General features: G+C 72.3%; 21 protein-coding genes. 1 reads left to right on the top strand and 20 read right to left on the bottom strand.

Going from position 1 to position 17791, the window contains the following annotated elements; genetic code table 11:
- The 12 genes from MTDSW087_RS26435 to flgB all read right to left on the bottom strand — a co-directional run bounded on the left by MTDSW087_RS26435 (nucleotide 1) and on the right by flgB (nucleotide 9006).
- Nucleotides 1-849: a hypothetical protein gene (locus MTDSW087_RS26435; protein WP_144768229.1), complete on the bottom strand. Its 849-nt coding sequence runs from the start codon at nucleotides 847-849 to the stop codon at nucleotides 1-3.
- Complete coding sequence (gene fliF, locus MTDSW087_RS26430) at nucleotides 846-2537, bottom strand: flagellar basal-body MS-ring/collar protein FliF (protein WP_144768227.1); 1692 nt, start codon at nucleotides 2535-2537, stop codon at nucleotides 846-848. Before fliF ends, MTDSW087_RS26435 begins: the two co-directional genes overlap by 4 nt.
- A gap of 98 nt (nucleotides 2538-2635) precedes the next feature.
- Nucleotides 2636-3415 carry a flagellar type III secretion system pore protein FliP gene (gene fliP / locus MTDSW087_RS26425; RefSeq protein WP_144768225.1) on the bottom strand — a complete coding sequence of 260 codons (780 nt, stop codon included), beginning with the start codon at nucleotides 3413-3415 and terminating at the stop codon, nucleotides 2636-2638.
- Nucleotides 3412-3894 carry a flagellar basal body-associated FliL family protein gene (locus MTDSW087_RS26420; protein WP_144768222.1) on the bottom strand — a complete coding sequence of 161 codons (483 nt, stop codon included), beginning with the start codon at nucleotides 3892-3894 and terminating at the stop codon, nucleotides 3412-3414. The genes fliP and MTDSW087_RS26420 overlap by 4 nt, the downstream gene beginning before the upstream one ends.
- A gap of 107 nt (nucleotides 3895-4001) precedes the next feature.
- Nucleotides 4002-4709 carry a flagellar basal body L-ring protein FlgH gene (gene flgH, locus MTDSW087_RS26415; RefSeq protein ID WP_144768220.1) on the bottom strand — a complete coding sequence of 236 codons (708 nt, stop codon included), beginning with the start codon at nucleotides 4707-4709 and terminating at the stop codon, nucleotides 4002-4004.
- On the bottom strand, nucleotides 4706-5293 hold the full coding sequence (locus MTDSW087_RS26410) for a MotE family protein (protein WP_144768218.1): 588 nt from the start codon (nucleotides 5291-5293) through the stop codon (nucleotides 4706-4708). The genes flgH and MTDSW087_RS26410 overlap by 4 nt, the downstream gene beginning before the upstream one ends.
- Complete coding sequence (flgI, locus tag MTDSW087_RS26405) at nucleotides 5290-6408, bottom strand: flagellar basal body P-ring protein FlgI (RefSeq protein ID WP_144768216.1); 1119 nt, start codon at nucleotides 6406-6408, stop codon at nucleotides 5290-5292. Before flgI ends, MTDSW087_RS26410 begins: the two co-directional genes overlap by 4 nt.
- Entirely contained in the window at nucleotides 6408-6896 is a 489-nt protein-coding gene (gene flgA / locus MTDSW087_RS26400; RefSeq protein WP_144768213.1) for a flagellar basal body P-ring formation chaperone FlgA, read from the bottom strand. Before flgA ends, flgI begins: the two co-directional genes overlap by 1 nt.
- A 135-nt stretch (nucleotides 6897-7031) precedes the next feature.
- On the bottom strand, nucleotides 7032-7820 hold the full coding sequence (gene flgG / locus MTDSW087_RS26395) for a flagellar basal-body rod protein FlgG (protein WP_144768211.1): 789 nt from the start codon (nucleotides 7818-7820) through the stop codon (nucleotides 7032-7034).
- A 16-nt stretch (nucleotides 7821-7836) separates the two neighbouring features.
- On the bottom strand, nucleotides 7837-8199 hold the full coding sequence (gene fliE, locus MTDSW087_RS26390; RefSeq protein ID WP_144768209.1) for a flagellar hook-basal body complex protein FliE: 363 nt from the start codon (nucleotides 8197-8199) through the stop codon (nucleotides 7837-7839).
- Nucleotides 8200-8209: 10 nt separating this feature from the next.
- Nucleotides 8210-8626: a flagellar basal body rod protein FlgC gene (gene flgC / locus MTDSW087_RS26385; protein WP_144768207.1), complete on the bottom strand. Its 417-nt coding sequence runs from the start codon at nucleotides 8624-8626 to the stop codon at nucleotides 8210-8212.
- Nucleotides 8623-9006 carry a flagellar basal body rod protein FlgB gene (gene flgB, locus MTDSW087_RS26380; RefSeq protein WP_144768205.1) on the bottom strand — a complete coding sequence of 128 codons (384 nt, stop codon included), beginning with the start codon at nucleotides 9004-9006 and terminating at the stop codon, nucleotides 8623-8625. Before flgB ends, flgC begins: the two co-directional genes overlap by 4 nt.
- Before the next feature lie 179 nt (nucleotides 9007-9185).
- On the opposite strand from flgB, the gene MTDSW087_RS26375 reads away from it, so the two are divergent.
- Nucleotides 9186-11927, top strand: coding sequence for a heparinase II/III domain-containing protein (locus MTDSW087_RS26375; protein WP_144768203.1), 2742 nt, complete (start codon nucleotides 9186-9188; stop codon nucleotides 11925-11927).
- Here the strand turns inward: MTDSW087_RS26375 and MTDSW087_RS26370 are convergent, their stop codons facing one another.
- From MTDSW087_RS26370 to flgD, 8 genes are all read right to left on the bottom strand, one after another.
- Nucleotides 11928-12374: a hypothetical protein gene (locus tag MTDSW087_RS26370; protein ID WP_144768201.1), complete on the bottom strand. Its 447-nt coding sequence runs from the start codon at nucleotides 12372-12374 to the stop codon at nucleotides 11928-11930.
- Between the two features lie 129 nt (nucleotides 12375-12503).
- On the bottom strand, nucleotides 12504-12842 hold the full coding sequence (locus tag MTDSW087_RS26365; protein ID WP_144768199.1) for a flagellar protein FlgN: 339 nt from the start codon (nucleotides 12840-12842) through the stop codon (nucleotides 12504-12506).
- A gap of 3 nt (nucleotides 12843-12845) precedes the next feature.
- Nucleotides 12846-13337: a rod-binding protein gene (locus MTDSW087_RS26360; RefSeq protein ID WP_144768197.1), complete on the bottom strand. Its 492-nt coding sequence runs from the start codon at nucleotides 13335-13337 to the stop codon at nucleotides 12846-12848.
- 87 nt (nucleotides 13338-13424) lie between these two features.
- A complete protein-coding gene (locus MTDSW087_RS26355) occupies nucleotides 13425-13832 on the bottom strand; it encodes a hypothetical protein (protein WP_238179035.1) in 408 nt (135 codons plus the stop codon).
- A 3-nt stretch (nucleotides 13833-13835) separates the two neighbouring features.
- A complete protein-coding gene (fliR, locus tag MTDSW087_RS26350) occupies nucleotides 13836-14588 on the bottom strand; it encodes a flagellar biosynthesis protein FliR (RefSeq protein ID WP_144768195.1) in 753 nt (250 codons plus the stop codon).
- Between the two features lie 127 nt (nucleotides 14589-14715).
- The gene (gene flhA / locus MTDSW087_RS26345; protein ID WP_144768193.1) at nucleotides 14716-16797 is read right to left on the bottom strand and encodes a flagellar biosynthesis protein FlhA; all 2082 of its coding nucleotides are present in this window, start codon (nucleotides 16795-16797) and stop codon (nucleotides 14716-14718) included.
- Nucleotides 16798-16913: 116 nt separating this feature from the next.
- Nucleotides 16914-17180, bottom strand: coding sequence for a flagellar biosynthetic protein FliQ (locus MTDSW087_RS26340; protein WP_144768190.1), 267 nt, complete (start codon nucleotides 17178-17180; stop codon nucleotides 16914-16916).
- Between the two features lie 54 nt (nucleotides 17181-17234).
- Complete coding sequence (gene flgD, locus MTDSW087_RS26335) at nucleotides 17235-17648, bottom strand: flagellar hook assembly protein FlgD (RefSeq protein WP_144768189.1); 414 nt, start codon at nucleotides 17646-17648, stop codon at nucleotides 17235-17237.
- Nucleotides 17649-17791 lie beyond the last annotated feature (143 nt).

Below are 17791 nucleotides of genomic sequence, written 5' to 3'. Positions count from 1 at the left end.
TCAGCTCTCCGCCACCGCCGCGGCCAGCAGGCGCGTCCAGGCCGCGAGCTGGGTCTCGATCACGGTCTGGTCGGCGACGACCGAGACCTCGGGCGCCTCACCCGGCGCGAAGGCGATCGTGTCGGCGAGGGGGCCGAGCCGGTCGCCGAGCGCCGCGAGCAGGTCCTCGGGCCCGCTCACCCGCACCCGGGCCGCCTGCGGGTCGGCGAGCAGGCGCTGCAGCGCGTCCCCGAGCTCGGCCACGGCGCGGCGGCGCAGGGCGTCGGTGAGGACGGGCACCAGCAGCCGCGCGATGCGCGCGGTGAGCTCCGCGTCGAGGGCGCGCAGGGCCGCGGCGAATCCCGAGGCCAGGGCTTCCGCCTCGCTCTCGCTCCACTGGCGGCGCGCCTCGGCGAAGCGCGTCTCGAACGCTGCCCGTTCCTGCTCCAGCCGCGCCTCGGCCTCGGCGCGCGCTTCCGCCAGGCCCTGCTCGCGGCCGCGGGCCTCGGCCTCCGCCAGGAGCGCGGTGCGCTCCTCGGGCGTCTCGACGGGCTCGGGCGGCGGCGCCTCGGCGGCCGAGCGCTTCAGGCCGGCCCAGGGGTTGGCGAAGGGGTCCGGGTTGGCGAAGGGATCGGCCGCGGCGGGTGCCGGCGCGGGGGGCGCGGCCGCCGCGAGGGCGACGGCGAGCGGGATGATGCCGGGCCGGGCCGGCGCGGCAGTGGTGCTCGGCGCAGCGAGGGCGGCGGGCAGCGGCAGCGGCTGCGGCGCCTGGAGCGGGAGGGGCCGGGCCTGGGCGGCCCGGGGCAGGCCGGGGGGCGCCTTCAGGGCGTCGGAGAAGTCGGGCAGGAAGCTCGCCAGGATTGCGCTCACGCGGTGGCCTCCTCACGCACCAGCCAGCGCTTGAGGATCGCGGCGACCTGCTCCTCGTCGAGATCGATCATCTGCTCCAGCCGCTTCTGGGGCGAGCGCTCCATCTTCTCGGCCATGTCCTCGATGAGGCTCGCCATGGCGGGGGCAGCGAGCGCCGGGTTCTCCGCGCCGGGTCCTGCCAGCGCCGCCTCGCCGGGCGCACCGGGGAGCGCCGCGGCGCCGCTCGCCGCGAGGACCGGGTTGCCCGCGGCGTCGAGGAGCGCGACCTCCGACTGCGCCGTCTCGGGCGTCGCCAGGATGGCGCGCAGCGCCGGGCGCAGGCCGAACCAGATCAGGAGGGCGGCGACCACCAGGATCGTGGCGGCGTTGATGAGGGTGCCCGACTGGCGCAGCATCACGTCGGTGACGGAGAGCGGCGGCACCGGCTCCAGCGCCTGGCCGTCGTTGATGAAGCCGACGGCGGCGACCTTCACCATGTCGCCGCGCTCCTTGCTGGATCCGGCGGCGGAGGCCACGAGCTGCTCGATCTCGGCGATCTGCGCCTCGACGCTGGTGCCCTTGCCCTCGGGGCCGGCGAGCGCGGCGAGCCGCGAGCGGTTGACCAGCACCGCGACCGAGAGGTGGCGGATGGCGTAGCCGTCGCTCACCGTCTGGATCGTCTTCTGGGAGATCTCGTAGTTGGTGAGATCCTCCTTCTTCGAGGTCTCGTTGCTCGACTGGTCGTTGCCGTCCGAGCGGGTGCGCTGGTCGGGCAGGTTCTGCTGGGCGCTGGTCGGGCGCTGGGTGGCGCGGTTCTGCGCGTTCTCGCTCTCGCGCACCGAGCGGGTCGAGCGCTCGACCCTCTGATCGGGGTTGTAGATCGTCTCGTTGGTCGAGGTCTTGTCGGTGTTGAGCCGGGCCGCGACGCTGACCTCGAAATTGCCGGTGCCGAGATAGGGGGTCAGGGTGCGGCGGATGTTGTCCTGCACCTCGCGGCCGACGATCTTCTCCAGGCTCGCCATCTTGCCCGACGGCTGCAGGCTGTTGTCGTCGCCCGACAGCAGGATGGTGCCGTCCGAGCCGATCACGGTGACGCGGTCGGCCTTGAGGCCGGGGATCGCGGCGGCCACGAGCTGGCGGATCGCCTGCGCGCCGGAGACGTCGTCGGCGGGCTCGCTGCGCACCACCACGGAGGCAGAGGGCGGCTGCTGGTCGCGCCGGAACGAGGCGCGGTCGGGCAGCACGATGTGGACGCGGGCGGCGCGCACGCCCTTCATGCCCTGGATGGTGCGGGCGAGTTCGCCTTCCAGCGCGCGCACCCGCGTCACCTCCTGCATGAAGGAGGTCATGCCGAGCGAGCCGAGATCGTTGAACAGCTCGTAGCCCGACTTGGCGCTCTGCGGCAGGCCCTTCTCGGCGAGCAGCATGCGAGCCTGGGCGGTGTTGCCGTAGGCGACCAGCACCGCGGTGCCGTCGGCGCTGACGTCGAAGGGGATGCCGGAATCCTTGAGCACGCCGCCGATGCGCGAGACGTCCTCGCGCGACAGGCCCGTATAGAGGGGCTCCTGCGCCGGCCGGCTGAGGTAGTAGGCCCCGAGCCCCACCGCCAGGAACACCAGCAGGCCGACCAGCCCGAGGGCGATCAGCCTGCGGGCTCCGAGCTCGACGATATTGCTCCACAGCCTCTCGGCTTGCTCGCGACCGGACATCCCTGGACCAATCCCGTTGGCGACGTGACCTTCGTCGGAGGTCTGTCTGGCGGGTCAGCCTTGCGCGGAGCTTGGCGTGCGGCGCGGCGGGGCCGATCTCAGAAGAACGATCGCACCAGCCCGCCGACGAGGAGGTTCCAGCCGTCGATCAGGATGAAGAACAGCACCTTGAACGGCAGCGAGATCACGGTCGGAGGCAGCATCATCATGCCCATCGACATCACGATGGTGGAAACGATGATGTCGATCACCAGGAAGGGCAGCGCGATCAGGAAGCCGATCTCGAAGCCCCGGCGCAGCTCCGAGATCATGAAGGCCGGGATCAGGATGCGCAGGTCGATCTTCTCGCCGGCCTCCGCCTTCGGCAGGTTGCGGCTCGCGAGGTCCGAGAAGGTCTGCAGGTCCTTCGGGCGGACATGGGAGGCCATGAACTCGCGGAACGGATCGACGATCTTCGGGAAGGCCTCCTCCTCGCTGATCCGGTTCTCCTGCAAGGGCTTCACGCCCTCGTTCCAGGCCCGGTCGAAGGTCGGAGCCATGACGTAGAAGGTCATGAACAGCGACAGCGAGACGAGGAAGAGGTTGGCCGGCGTGCTCTGCAGCCCGAGCCCGGAGCGCAGGAAGGAGAGCGCCACGGCGAAGCGCGTGAAGCTCGTCACCATCACGAGGAGGCCCGGCGCCAGCGAGAGCACGGTGAACAGCGCCACGAGCTGCAGGATGCGGCCCGAGGCCGCCCCGTTGCCGGGCGGCAGGAGTTGGTCGAGGAAGGGCATGCCGGTGGCGGAGCCCGGCGCGCCGCCCGCCCCCTGCGCGTGGGCGGCGGTCGCCGCGAGCGTCAGGCCGAGGACGGCGAGGAGGCGCAAGGCGCGGCCCGTCATTGCACCACCAGAGATTCGACGATGAGCTCGCGGATGCTGCCCTTGCTGCGCAGGGCCACGCGCTCGTTGAGGTCCTCGCGCAGGTGCTGGAGGCCGCTCGCGCCCTCGATCTGGGCCATCGAGAGGGTGCGCAGATAGGCGATCATGTCGGCGCGGATCTCGGCCACCGCCACGTCCGGGTTCTGCAGGGCGCCCGTCTTGAACACCAGGGAGGATTCGAGGCGCACCCAGGAATCGGCCGGGTCGGCGAGGTTCGTCACCACCGAGCCGACGCTGCGCAGGCTCAGCTCGCCCGTATAGTTCAGCACCGGGGCGGCCTTGGCCTGCTCGTCGCGCACCTTCTGGTCGACGGCCTTCTCGACGCTCGACAGCAGGTAGGCGCCGAGCGCGCCCCCGGTGCCGACCGCGACCAGGGTGGTGAGGAGGAGCGCCCCGACCCAGCCCTTGCCGCCCTTCTTCGTCTCCGCGCCCTCGGCCATCGGAGTGCTTCCTTCCAGGTGGCCCGCGAGGCGCGGCCTCGGGGGCGGTCCGCTCTTTCACGCGTGCTCTCGCGCCGAACCGGGATCCGCTTCGGCGTGGGAGCGCGCTAGAACGGCGCCACGGTCTCGAAGATCTGCTGGCCGAGCGTCGGGGCCTGCACGTCGGTGATGCGCCCGCGTCCGCCGTAGGAGATGCGCGCCTCGGCGATCTTGTCGTAGTCGATGGTGTTCTTCCGCGAGATGTCGCGCGGGCGCACGATGCCGGCCACTGCCAGCACCCGGACCTCGTTGTTGACCCGCACCTCCTGCGAGCCCGAGATCAGCACGTTGCCGTTCGGCAGGACCTCGGTGACGACGGCCGCGATCGAGAGGCTCAGGGTCTCCTTGCGGTCGATCGTGCCCTCGCCCTTCGTGCTGGTGCCGGAGCGTATGCCGGCATCGGCGGTCGCCGAATCCTTGAGCCCCGAGACGCCGTAGCCGAAATCGAAGCCGAGGCTCGATTTCTGGCTGCGCGAGCGCTCGCTGGCATTGTCGAACTGCGCCTTGTCGTTGATCGCGATGTTGACCGTGATCACGTCGCCGACGTTGCGTGCGCGCGGGTCCTGGAACAGCTCGGCGCTGCCCGGCGACCAGGTGGAGTGGTAGCCCGAGCGCGGCCCCAGCGCTCCGAAGGTGACGGGCAGCGGCTCGCGCGGCGGCGAGAGACCGGCGCCGACCGGCGTGAGCACCGGCTGCCGGCCGATCTCGGCGACGTTGCTGTGGCAGGCGCCGAGGCAGAGGGCGAGGGCGAGCGGAGGGATGAGACGGGCCGTCACGATCTGTCGTCCTGCTTCTCGGTCTTCTTGGCCTCGTCGCGCTTGCGGCCGAGATCGGACATCCGGCGCGCGAGGCCGGCGGCGCGGGCGGCCTCCATCTCGGCGAGGATGGCGCTCGCCGCCCGGGCGTTGAGCTTCGAGAGGATCGCGGCGGCCGCGTCCTCCTGCATGGTGGCGAGCTGGGGCGCGGCGGCGTCGGGGCGCATCTTGGCGTAGAGCGCCACCACCGACTCGTCGGCCTTGGCGAGGAAGGCCTCGCGGCGCTTCAGCCAGGTCTCGTACTCGGCCCGCTTCTCCTCGAGCTTGGCGATACGCGCCTCGACCTCGCGCTCGAGGGCCGCGAGCTGCTCCTTCTGCCAGGCGAAACGGGCATCGGCGGCGGCGTCCGCGATGCTGGCGCAGTAGCCCCCCTTGGGCTGCTCCTTCACGTAATCCTGGGCCGAGACCTCCTTGGCCCCGTCGCGGATCGCGAGGGCCTTCATGGCGGCCTCCTTGGCGGGGTCCGCCTGATCGCCGTGGCCGCCGCCGGCCGCCAGCGCCGGCGCGGCGATCAGGCAGAGCAGGAGGGTGAGAAGGCGCGTCATTGCACCACAAGCTCCGCCTGGAGGGCGCCCGCGGTCTTCACCGCCTGGAGGATCGCGATGATGTCGGTCGGCTTGAGCCCCACCGAGTTCAGGCCGCGCACCAGCGTCTGCAGGTCCGAGCCGCCGATGATGGCGAGCTTGCCCTGCTCCTCGCGGGCCGCCACCTCGGTGCGCGGCACCACCGTGGTCTCACCGCGGGAGAAGGGCGCGGGCTGGGACACCTCGGGGGTCTCGGTGACCCGCACCGTCAGGTTGCCGTGGGTGACGGCGACGGTGGAGATCTGCACGTTGCGGCCGATCACGACCGTGCCGGTGCGCTGGTCCACGACGACGCGGGCCGGGACGTCGGGCTGGATCGTCAGGTCGCCGATCTCGGCCACCAGCCGCGTCTGCGCCGCGTCGCGCCCGCGCAGCACCACCACCGAGCGCTGGTCGCGGGCATTGGCGATGCGGCGCCGGAAACGGGCCATCGACCAGGCGTTGATCGCGTCCGCCACCAGGGTCGCGGTCTTGAAGTCCGGGTTCTTCAGCTCGAACACGAGTTCCGGCAGGTCGCGGAAGGTGCCCGGCACCTCGCGCTCGATCATCGCGCCGTTCGGGATGCGCCCGGCGGTGGGCACCCCTTGCGTGAGCTGCTCGGCCTGGCCCTGCACGCTGAAGCCGGAGACCGCGAGCGGTCCCTGGGCCGCGGCGTAGACGAGGCCGTCGCCGCCGGTGAGCGGCGTCATCAGCAGGGTGCCGCCGCGCAGCGAGGTGGCGTCGCCGAGCGAGGTCACGGTGACGTCGATGCGCGAGCCCGTGCCCGTGTAGGGCGGGAGGTCGGCGGTCACCATCACGGCGGCGATGTTGCGGGTGCGCAGGCGCGCGTCGCGCACGTTGATGCCGAGCCGGTCGAGGAGCGATTGCAGCGACTGCTCGGTGAACTGCGCGTTGCGCAGGGTGTCGCCGGTGCCCTGGAGGCCGGTGACGAGGCCGTAGCCGAAGAGCTGGTTGTCGCGCACGCCCTTCAGCGTCGCGATGTCCTTGATGCGGGTGCCGGCGAGGGCGGGCCCCGCCGGGACGAGGGCAAGCCCCGTCAGGACGAGGGCGAGCAGCGCGAGGAGGCGGCGGCGCATCACTGCGCCCCGATGCGGATGCGCCCGTCGGCCATCACGGTGCCGAGCACGATGCGGTTGGTGTCGGTGTTGCGCACCCGGATGGTCTCGCCGAGGCCCCCGTTCTGGAGCGGCGCGCCGACCGCGGTGATGATGAGGCCGTTCTCCTCGAAGATCATCTGCGTGGGGGCGCCGCGGCTGACGAGGCGGGGATCGTCCACCGCGTTCACGGGGATCGGCTCGCCCGGCAGCAGCATGCGGCGGGCGGTGCGCCCGGCGATGGCGAGCGGCGCGTCGATCACGGCCGAGCGCCCGCGATAGCTCGCCGGATAGGGCTGCAGGCGCAGCATCGTCTCCTTGATGGTGTCGCCCGCATAGATCGTGACGGTGGGCACCGGCAGCATGATCTCGTCGGGGCCGGCCTGGAAGGAGCCGGCCGGCGCGGGCGCGGCCCGGGCGGGGGCGCAGGCCAGCAGCAGGGCGAGGGCGGCGAGGCGGAGGCGGGACATGGCGGTCGCGGCCGGGGTTCTGCGAGCGGTGCGCGCGGGAGCGCCCGGTCTGTCCTCCCGGCACGCGGGGCGCGTGCCGGGCCGTGTGGTCGGGAAGGCGGCAGCCCGCCGCGGCGTGCCGCTCGGCGGATGCCCTTAGCGGATGCCCTTGGAGACGGTGCCGGCCATCTCGTCGGCGGCCTGGATCACCTTGGAGTTCATCTCGAAGGAGCGCTGGGCCGTGATCAGGTTGGTGATCTCCTTGACCGGATCGACGTTCGAGCCCTCGAGATAGCCCTGCTGGATCTTGCCGTAGCTCACGTCGCCCGGGTTGCCGACGACCGGCTGGCCGGAGGCGGGGGTCTCGCGGTAGAGCCCGTTGCCGAGCGGCTCCAGGCCCGCCTCGTTGGCGAAGTTCGCGAGCGTGAGCTGGCCGAGCTGCTGCAGCGCCACCTGGCCGTCGATCTTGGCGAAGACCTGGCCCGACTGGTTCACCGTGATCTCGGTGGTGTTGTTCGGGATCAGGATCGCCGGGTCGACGAGGTAGCCCTCGAGGGTCACGAGCTGGCCGGCGGCGTTCTTGTTGAAGGCGCCGGCGCGCGTGTAGTTGATCTCGCCGTTCGGGTTGGTGATCTGGAAGTAGCCGCGCCCGTTCACCGCGAGGTCGAGCTGGTTGCCCGTATTGGCCAGCGAGCCCTGCCGGTGCAGGTTGCGGATCGCCGCGGCGCGCACGCCGAGGCCGAGCATCGCGCCCTCGGGAATCGCCTCCTGGCCCGCCTGGTTCGGCACGCCCGACTGGCGCTCGGCCTGGTAGAGCAGGTCCGTGAACTCGGCCCGCGCGCCCTTGAACCCGGTCGTGTTCAGGTTCGCGATGTTGTTGGCGATGACTTCGAGGTTGAGCTGCTGGGCGGACATGCCCGTGGCGGCGATGGCAAGCGCTCTCATCGGTTCTCGGGCTCCGTCAGATCGCCATGCGGCTCAGTTCGAGATAGGCGGCCACCACCTTGTCGCGGATCGCCACCGCGGTCTGGAGGCTCTGCTCGGCCGACATCACCGCCTCGACCACCTGTTGGGCAGTCGCCTTGCCCTGGATGCCGGCAATCGAGGCCGCCTCGCCGGCGCGCAGGTCGTTGCGCACGCCGCTGGCGAGCTGGGCCATGATGTCCGAGAAGTCGCCGGCCGAGCCCGCGGCGGGCGCCGTCCCCGCGACCCCGGCGAGGCCGGAGAAGGCGGCCTTCTGCACCGGCGCGGTGTCGGCCCGGGACAGAGCGGCGGACTGGACGGCCTTGTCGAAGGCCGAGAGCGACGCGAGAGCCTCGATCATCGAGAATCCTTCAGGACTTGAGGAGGTCGATCACGCCGGCCACCATCGCGCGGGCCTGCTTGATCACCTGGAGGTTGGCCTCGTAGGAGCGGTTGGCCTCGCGCATGTCGGCCATCTCGACCAGCATGTTCACGTTCGGCAGCTTGACCATGCCCTTCTCGTCGGCGGCCGGGTTGCCCGGGTCGTGCTCGGTGCGGAACGGCGCCCGGTCGGTGCCGATGTCCGAGACGCGCACCGAAGCCGCGCCGATGGCCCGGTCGAGCTCGGCCCGGAAGGTGACGGTCTTGCGCGCATAGGGGTCGGAGCCCGGCGTCTCGCCCGTGGACTGGGCGTTGGCGAGGTTCTCCGAGACCACCCGCATGCGCAGGGACTGCGCTTCGAGGCCGGCGCTGGCGAGCTTCGAGGCGGAGAGGAGCGGATCGATCATGAGCCGCCCCGCACGGCCAGCCGCAGCATCCGGTCGAAGGCCTTGACGATCCCGAGGTTGAGGTTGTGCTCGCGCGAGATTTCGCTCGCCTTGAGCATCTCCTGCTCCAGGCTGACGCCGCTTCCGGTCTCCAGAACGTCCCAGCCGTCGCGGGCGGACATCGCCCGCACCGGCACGCCGGTCGAGGCGCCCGCATGCGCGGCCGCGGTCGTCGCCAGGTCCAGCCCGGTGCGGGCCAGGACCTGCGCGAAGGGTGCCACGTCGCGCGCCTTGTAGTCGGGGGTGTTGGCGTTCGCCACGTTGCCCGCGATGGTCGTCTGCCGCACCGCGAGGTAGCGGGCCTGCTGCGAGGCGAGATCGAACAGGTACACGCCCGTCATGAAGCCGCCTCCGTCCTCTCGTGCCGTGAATCCGGGGCGGTCCCGGACGGACCTCCCTCTCAGGACCCGGGATGTAGGCCGGCAATCTTGCACGAGGCTGGCGGCTGCCTTGACAGGCCGCGCCGCCGCGGCCCACTCCGCGCGAAACCCGTCGCGAAACCCCAATTCCTCCCGAGGCGATGCTCCCGGACGACCCCCCGGCCGCGGTGCCGGACGATCTCAGCGCCCCCTCCGGCGCATCCCCGGCCGCGCCCCTGCTCGATTCCTTGCCCGATCCCTCCCCGCCCGAGGCCGGGCCGGAGGAGACCGCGCGCGGCGATGAGCCGGCCGGCGACCTCACCCCCGTCACCCCGCGCTATGCCGGCGGCGCGGGCGCCGGCCAGCGCGCGGGGGAGCACGTGGTGGCGGCCAAGAACCGCTGGGCGCGCGCCGTGCTGGGCTTCCGCGGGCTGGAGCCCGGCGGGCGCTATTGCCTCGAATTCGGCCTCGCCTGGGACGCGGCCGAGACGGCGCAGGCCGCCCTCGACTTCGCGCTCGCCGGCTTCGACTTCCTGGCCGCGGATGGCTCCAGCCTCGATGCCGAGCAGGTGCCGGGGCTGGTGCGTACCCTGCCCGACCCGCACGGCGCCTGGATCGCCGGCCCCGCCTATCAGAGCGCCGGCCTCGGCCGCCACGCTCCCTGCCGCATCGCCTTCCGGGTGCCGGCGGGCGCGCGCGGCCTCGCCCTCGGCTTCCGCTCCTGGCGTAACACGGCGCCCTTCCGGGTCGCCGACGTGGTGCTGCGCCGGGCCGGGCCCGAGGCGACGTCCCCGCCCGCCCGGACGCTCGGGCCGGAGCCCTGGACCCTGCGCCACGCCCTGCTGCCGGGCGTCGGCCTCGTCCTGCGCGGCCAGGTGGTGGCGGGCCGGCCCGACGAGCACGCCGCCTACGCGGCGATCCTCTACCGGGACGCTGCCGGCGCGCCCCTGCCCCCGCCCTATCCCGGTACGGTCTCGGTGCCGGGCCACGGCGCCTCCGTGAATCTGCCCGCGACGCCCCAGGCCCGGCGCTTCACCCTGTCGCTGCGCCCGCCCGCGGGGGCGGCCTCCGTGGAGATCGGCTTCCGCACCTGGGAGGAGGCCGGCGAGGACATCCCCGAGGTCGCCCTCGTCGCCGCGCCCGAGGTGACGCTGGAGGAGGAGTTCCGCCTGGAGAGCCTGTGCGGCGAGGACGCCCTCGACGCGGCGGCCTTCCCCGCCCGGCTCGCCGAGCGGCTCGGTCTCCCTGAGGGCGCCGAATCCGCCTGGCTCCCGGCGGAGGCCGCGCCGCCTGTCCTCGCCCGGGCCCGCGCTCTGCGCGAGGGCGAGGCGCGCCCGCCCGCCCAGACCCATGAGGGGCGCCCGCTCCCGGCGCTCGCCGGGCAGCCGGCCTGGCCGCTGCCGGAGGCGCCGGACTGGTGCGAGGATCCGTTCCGCTCGGTGGCGTGGCGGCTCGACTACCAGTCGCTCGCCTGGATGCCGGGCCTGCCCGGGGCGCCGCGCCTCACCGCAGCCTGGATCGCCGCCAACCCCTGGGGCCAGCCCGCCGACGCGCTCAGCCTGCACCCGGCCGCGCTCACCGCCCGGGCCGAGACCCTGGCCGGTCTCCTGCCCGAGGCGCCCGCCGAGACCGCCTCGATCCTCCTCGGCGCCTGCCTGCAGCACGGCTTCGCGCTCGCCGAGATCGTCGGCCAGAACGCCTTCGGCCGCTCCCTGCACGGGGTCCAGGCGGCGGCCGCGCTCCTCGTCGTCGCCCGCGCCCTGCCCCGCCTACCCACGAGCCCGTTCTGGACCTCGCTGGCGCTCGCGAGCCTCGCTGAGAGCGTCGCCGCGCTGATCGCGCCGGATGGGCGGCTCGCCGATCCCGGCCTGCGGCGGCGCCTCGATCTCCTCGGCCTCGGCCGGGCGCTCGCCGAGACCTTGGGCGAGGCGGAGCCCGGGCCGCTGATCGCGGCGCGGGTCGCCGCCGCGCTGCCGGGCCTGTCCGGCCTCGTCGATCCCGCCGGGCGGCTGCCGCCGTTCGGGGACAGCCCGCCGGGGGGCGAATCGGCCGGCTGGATCGACCGGCTTCTCGCCGGCCGGCCCCGCGCGCTGGTGGCCGGGCGCGAGGCCGAGGACGCCGGCCTGCCTCCGCCGCCCCTCGACACGCTCTCGGCCCGCGCCGACCCGGTGGGGCGCGGCTTCGCGCATTTCGCCAGCACCTTCGCCGAGCAGGCCCCGCAGGGCCATCTCGACTGCACCTCCTTCGTCTACGCCGCGGACGGGATCCGCTGGATCGTGGAGGCCGGCGGCTCGGAGGGGGCGGAGACGGGCGCGGCGCGCGCCTACCTGCTCTCCGCCCGCGCCCACAACGTCGCGGTGCCGGACGGGCGCGAGCCGGTGGCGGGGTCGGCGCGCTACCGCGGGTCGCTGCGCCTCGACGGCGCCACGGCGCACGCCATCGAGACCGGCGTGCACGGGCCCGATTACCGCCATGTCCGGGTCTTCCTGCTCGCCGACGCCCTCGACGGGCTCTGCGTGCTCGACCGCTTCGCGCGGCCGGGCCACGCGCTCGGCTTCGAGGGGCTGATCCACCTCGCGCCCGAGGCCATCGTGGCGCTCTCCGGCCCCCGCCGTGCGCTCGCCCAGCAGGGCGCCCGGCGCATCGGCCTCGTGCCGGTGGCGCTCGCCGGGCGGAATGCGGGGCTGGATATCGTCTGCGGGCGCGAGGACCGGCCGGGCGCGCTGCAGGGCTTCGTGGCGACGCGCACCGGCCTGCAGCCGGGCAGCGTCCTGCGCTACGCGCTCGCGGGCGAGGACGCGGTCTGCGGCGGCATTCTGGTGACGACCGACGTCGCGGTCGAGGAGCGCTTCGCCGCGCTGCTGGCGCGGGAGGAGCTGGCGCGGTTCATCGCAGAGGGCTGATCAGGACCGCACCTCGCGCTTGGCGACGAAGTTCAACTCGTCCACCAGCACGTCCTTGACCACGTCGGCGCCGAGGCGCTCGTTGACCTTGGCGCGGATCTCGGCGAGGCGCTTGTTGATGTCGTATTTCGCCAGCTTGCGGAAATCGATCGTCGGGTCGGTGTAAATCTGACGGAAGGCCTCGTCGACCACGAAGGCGTTCGGCGGCACCGGCAGAGTGTGCATCAGCTTCGCATCCGCGGTGAAGACCAGAACTGCGATGACGTAGCCCTGCACCTTGCCCTCGGCGATCATCGGGATGTTGATCGGCGCGAGCTTCTGGTACTGCAGGCCCTCGAGATAGGCCTCGGTCTTCTTGGCGAAGAGCCCGCCGCCCCAGGTCACCGCCCCGTAGCAGGACAGGATGGTGACGGCGCAGATCCACAGGCCGGTGATCAGCACCTTCATGGACATCTATCCTGTTGCGAAAGTCCGCTGCGCGGACGTTTCGCGATCCGACACATAGGTGTCGGCGCGCAGTCGCGCTTGCGCCGGGCCTCCGGCCCGGCGGATCGAGCCTGCGCCCTCATACCCGTTTCAGCCATGGGCCGGGGCGATCCGCGCGCTGTAGGTGCCGTCGGATTCGGCGCGGAGCGTCGCGGCGGCCAGGGTCTCGCCGATCTCCTCGACCGCGCGCAGGTGCATCGCCACCACCTCCTGGTTGCGGACGAGCTTGTCGCGCAGGCGCGCGAGGTGGATCGCGGTGGCGGCGTCCACCTGCTCCATGTCGAGGTTCCGAGTCAGGCGGGTCAGCTCCAGGAGGCTCTGGCTCTTGGCGCGGTTGAGCTCCGCATGGTCGAGGGGCGCGTGGGCGACGAGCGCCTCGGTCTCGGCCTCGACGGTGGCTTCCAGGCGCTTGAGGGCGGCGAGCAGCATGGCTCAGACCTTCGGTGTCGTCTGCGGGACGGTCTGCGCGGCGGCCGGCACCACCTCCGGCGCGGCCGGCTTGGCCATCGGGTGGGCGCTCAGCATCTTGGCGATGCCGATGCCGCCGGACTTGGCGATCTGGGCGCCGATCTGCTCGGCCAGCATCGACTTCCAGATGCCGCCGGCATTGCCCTTGCCGAACACGGTCTCGGATTTCTCCGGCATCATCGCCTCGACGAATTGCTGGAGCACCAGGCCCTCGAAGCGCTTGTAGGGATCGCTCGCCCCGCCGCCGGAGGCGACCGCCGTCTGATTCTGCAGGCTGGTCAGGGTGCCGCGCGCGTCGAGGGGCATGTGCAGGGCGAGGCCGGCGGCGCGCACCGCGTCGGTGAAGGCCGCCGGGTCGCCGGGCGCCGAGAGCTTGGCCGCGGCTTCCTGGTAGCGGCCGGGATCGGCGGCCTTGGCCACGTCCATCACGATGTCGGAGGGCGGGGTGATGCTCATGGCGCGGATCTTCTGGCGCAGATCTTCCGGGGCTGACCCCGCGGCGCGGTGCGGGACCCTGGCTCGGTTCCGACTAGCCCGCCTGGCTTACGGGAGGCTTGCGTCGGGGCCGCGCGGCCGCGCGATCCCGTCCAGCCGGTCGAGGATGGCGCGGCGCTCGGCCTCGCGGGCATGGGCCTCCTCCAGCCGCCCCTGCATCGCCTCGGCGCGCTTGCCCGCGAGCCCGCGCTCGCGCAGGGCCTCGGTCTGGCGGGCGGCCTGCGCCTCGAGCTCCGTCGCCTCGGTGGCGAGGGTCCGCAGGCGCCGGTTGGCGGCCTCGAGCAGCAGGTGGCCGAAGGCGCCCTCGCCGAGCGAGCCGAGCAGCGCGGCCCGGTCGGCCTCCAGGGCGGCGGCGCGCTCGCGGGTCGCGGCGAGGTCGAGCTCGGCCGCGCGGCGCATCTGCTCCTGCATGCGCACCAGCCGCTCCATCCGCTCCAGGCGCCTGTCGCCCGCCACGGCTCAGCCCTTCCGCAGCCAGGCGGCGTAGCCCATCAGGTACTGCATCATCATCTCGCCCCCGAGGGAATGGAGCATCAGGAGGCCGCCGAACATCACGAAGGGCGTGGCGACGAAGTAGACCGGCACGGTCGGGGTGAGCTTGTTCACGAAGCCCGCCGCGAGGTTGACGACCACTGCGTAGATCACGAAGGGCGCGGTGATGCGCAGGCCCAGCGAGAAGGCGTCGCCGACCTGGTCGACGATGCGGATCAGGCTCGCCTGCGCGCCGATCCCCTCGCCGGGCGGGATGCGCCCGTAGGAATCGACGAGGCCGCGGAACAGCTCCCAGTGCAGGTCCGAGGCGAACAGGAGCGCGGTGGCGGTGAGCAGGATCAGCGCCTCCACCGCCGGCACCGGATCCTGGCCCTCCACGGGCGTGCCCGGCATGCTGCCGAAGCCGACCATGACGGAGGCCGCGTTCATCACGGTCTCCAGCACCACGAGGAAGACCCGGCCGAGGAAGCCGATCAGCAGCCCGGTCACGCTCTCGGTGAGGATGAAGGCGAGCGTCTGGCCCGGGCTCTGCCCGGCGATGCGCCCCTGGAACAGCGGCAGCAGCAGGGGGGCCAGTGCCAGCGACACGGCCCCCGCGACAAGCAGCCGGACCTGCTGCGGCACCCGGGGGCTGGAGAAGCCCGGCACCACGAGCAGGCAGCCGCCGACCCGGCAGAAGATCAGGAACACGCCGAGGATGGAATCGGAGGCCTCGGTCATCACCTTGCCCTCCCTCTGCGGAGACGGGGAGCGCGGTTTCCGGATTCGCCGATGAACCGCGACGCACACCCCGCGTCTGCCCCCAAGCGTCGCCCGTCTCCCGCGCAGGCGGGCGCCCGATGCGCCCTCACGAGATCGCGCCCAAAGCCTTGATCTCGACGCCGCGGGCGATCTCCAGGTGCGAGAGCACGGGCAGGGTCGGGAACAGGCGCTCGATGATCATGCGCACGTAGGGCCGCGCGTCCGGCGCCGTGACGAGGGCGAAGCTGTGGACTTGGCGTTGGCGCTCGCGGATGGCGGCGGCGGCCTCGGTGCCGAACTGCTCCACGAGGCGCGGGTCGATGTCGAACTCCACCACCTCGCCCTTGGCGTCGCGCTTCAGGCTCTGGTGGAAGGAGAGGTCCCAGTTGGGCCCGAGCCGGAGCACGTTGAGCACGCCGTTCTCGGCGAGGTCGCCGCAGATCTGCTGGGCGACGCGCATGCGGACATGCTCGGCGATCTGCTCGGCGCGGCGGGCATGCGGCGTGATCTCGGCCACCGCCTCCAGGATCAGGTGCAGGTTGCGGATCGAGACGCGCTCGGTGAGCAGCAGCTTCAGCACCGCCTGCAGGCCCGAATGCGAGATCTGCGACGGGCAGATCTCGTCGAGCAGCCGCTTGTACTCGGGGTCGAGCCTGTCGAGCAGCGCGCGCATGTCCTTGTAGGACAGGAACTGGGGCAGGTTGTTGCGGATCACCTCGGAGAGGTGAGTGAGCAGCACGGAGGCCGCGTCGATCGGCTCGAAGCCCCCGCGCTTCACCTCCGGCCCGTAGGAATCCATCACCCAGAGCGCCTTCATGCCGAAGGCTGGCTCGCGCACCTCCTCGGACGGCACGTCGGGCCTCGGCCCGTCGCCGACCACAACGAGCATCTCGCCCGGGCGCAGCTCCTGCGTCGCCACCACCGTGCCATGGATCAGGATCTGGTAGGTCTTCGGCGGCAGGGCCACGCTGTCGGTGAGCTTGATGTCGGGGACGACGAAGCCGTACTGGCGGGCGAACTTCTTGCGCATCTTGGCGACGCGGTGGGTCAGCTCGGCATGGCTCGCCTGAATCTGCGCCGCGGCTTGGCGGCCGAGGATCAGCTCGATCTCCGGGGTCTTCAGCGATTCCTTCACCGATTCCCGCGTCGCCTCCGCCTTGGCCTCGGCCTCGGCCCGCGCCTTGGCGTCCGCCAGCGCCTTCTTGGCGGCGACGCGCTGCGGGATGACGTAGGCGATGGAGCCCATCAGCGCGCTGAGCACCAGGAACGGCAGGAAGGGCAGGCCCGGCACCAGGGCGAAGACGAACATCAGCGCGGCGGCCACCGCCAGCGCGCGCGGATAGGCCCCGAGCTGGCCGAGCACCGCCTCCTCGGCCGTGCCGCGGGTGCCGCCCTTCGAGACGAGGAGGCCGGCGGCGAGCGAGACGATCAGCGCCGGGATCTGCGAGACGAGGCCGTCGCCGACCGAGAGCTTCACGAACACGTCCGCCGCCTGGGACAGCGGCATCCCGTGGCGCGTGGTGCCGATGATGACGCCGCCGAACACATTGACGGCGATGATGATGAGCGAGGCCACCGCCTCGCCGCGCACGAATTTCGAGGCGCCGTCCATCGAGCCGAAGAAGGCCGATTCCTCCTCCAGCTCCCGGCGGCGGCGCTGTGCCTCCTTGTCGTCGATGAGCCCCGCGTTGAGATCGGCGTCGATCGCCATCTGCTTGCCGGGGATGGCGTCGAGGGTGAAGCGGGCCCCCACCTCCGCGATGCGGGTCGCGCCCTTGGTGATGACCAAGAAGTTGACCGTGATCAGGATCACGAAGACCACGATCCCGATCACGAAGTCGCCGCTCATCACGAACTGCGAGAAGCCCTGGATGACGTGCCCGGCGGCGTCGACGCCCTTCTGGCCGTTGGCCAGGATCAGCCGCGTCGTGGCGATGCCGAGCGCGAGCCGCAGCAGCGTCGCGATGAGCAGCACCGTGGGGAAGGCGGAGAATTCGAGGGGCTTCTGGATCCAGAGCGCCACCATCAGGATCAGCACCGACAGCGCGATCGAGAAGGCGAGCCCGACATCGATGAGGATGGCGGGGACGGGCAGGAACAGCACCGCCAGGATCGCGACGATGCCCGCCGCGAAGCCGAAATCCCGCCGCGACTTCTGCTCAACGACCAGCGCGCCGCCCGCTGCCATCGGGAATCCCCCACGTCTCGACGCCGGTGAGCCTGCGTCTCATGCGGAAGGGTTCTGGCGCCTCAAGCTTGCGCGGGGGTTGGGCCGTGCCGGGGCCGGATGATCCGCCGGGACCCTCAGAACCCGGTGGCGATGCGCCCGTAGGCGAGTTCCGCGAAGCTGTTGATCTGCGCGCCGACGAAGGTGCCGGTGACGAGGAGGACGAGCAGGATCACCACGATCTTCGGCACGAAGGTGAGGGTCACCTCCTGGATCTGGGTGAGCGCCTGGAGCAGCGCCACCGCGATGCCGACGGCCATCGCCGCGCCGACGGCGGGGCCGGCGGCGACGAGCACCGTCCAGATCGCGGCGCGCACGAGTTCGAGGGCATCGACCTCGTTCATGAGGGGTCTCCCGTTTCGGCCCGTCCTACCAGCGCAGGCGCCGCGGCGGAACGGTCAGGAGACCGAGATCCCGGATTGCAGCAGCAGGCTGCTGCCGTCCTTGAGCGTCGCCACGGCGCCGTCGCTCGTCACCTTCACCGAGGTCACGACGCCGGAGACCGTGCCGTCCGCCGAGGTGATGGTGCGGCCGACGAGGGCCTCGGCCTGGTCGAGGAAGCTGGAGGACAGGAGCGAGTCGAGCTTCTTGTTGGTCTGCGTCGCCTGCTCGACCTGGGACAGGGTCGCGAGCTGGCTGACATACTCCGTCGAGTCCATCGGCTTGGTCGGATCCTGGTTCTTCAGCTGCTCCATGAACAGCGTCAGAAAGGTCTCGGCGTTGAGCTTGGCCGCGACCGTGCTGGCGGCCTTGGCGGCGGTCGTCGCGGTCGTCGTGGCCGCGCTGGTCGCGGCGGTGCTGGTGACGGTCATGGGGTCGGTCTCTCGGGTTCAGGCGTCCGGCTCGGGGGCGGGCTCCGGCCGGCCGCCGCGCGCGGCGATGCCGGGGATCGGCGCCCGCGGCGGAGCGGAGGCCGGGCGGCGGGGCCGCGTCTCGAGGCGCGCGGCCGGGCTCG

It is taken from the genome of Methylobacterium dankookense (assembly GCF_902141855.1).
In the GTDB taxonomy this organism is placed as follows: domain Bacteria; phylum Pseudomonadota; class Alphaproteobacteria; order Rhizobiales; family Beijerinckiaceae; genus Methylobacterium; species Methylobacterium dankookense.
This window is presented reverse-complemented; position numbering and strand designations above follow the sequence as displayed.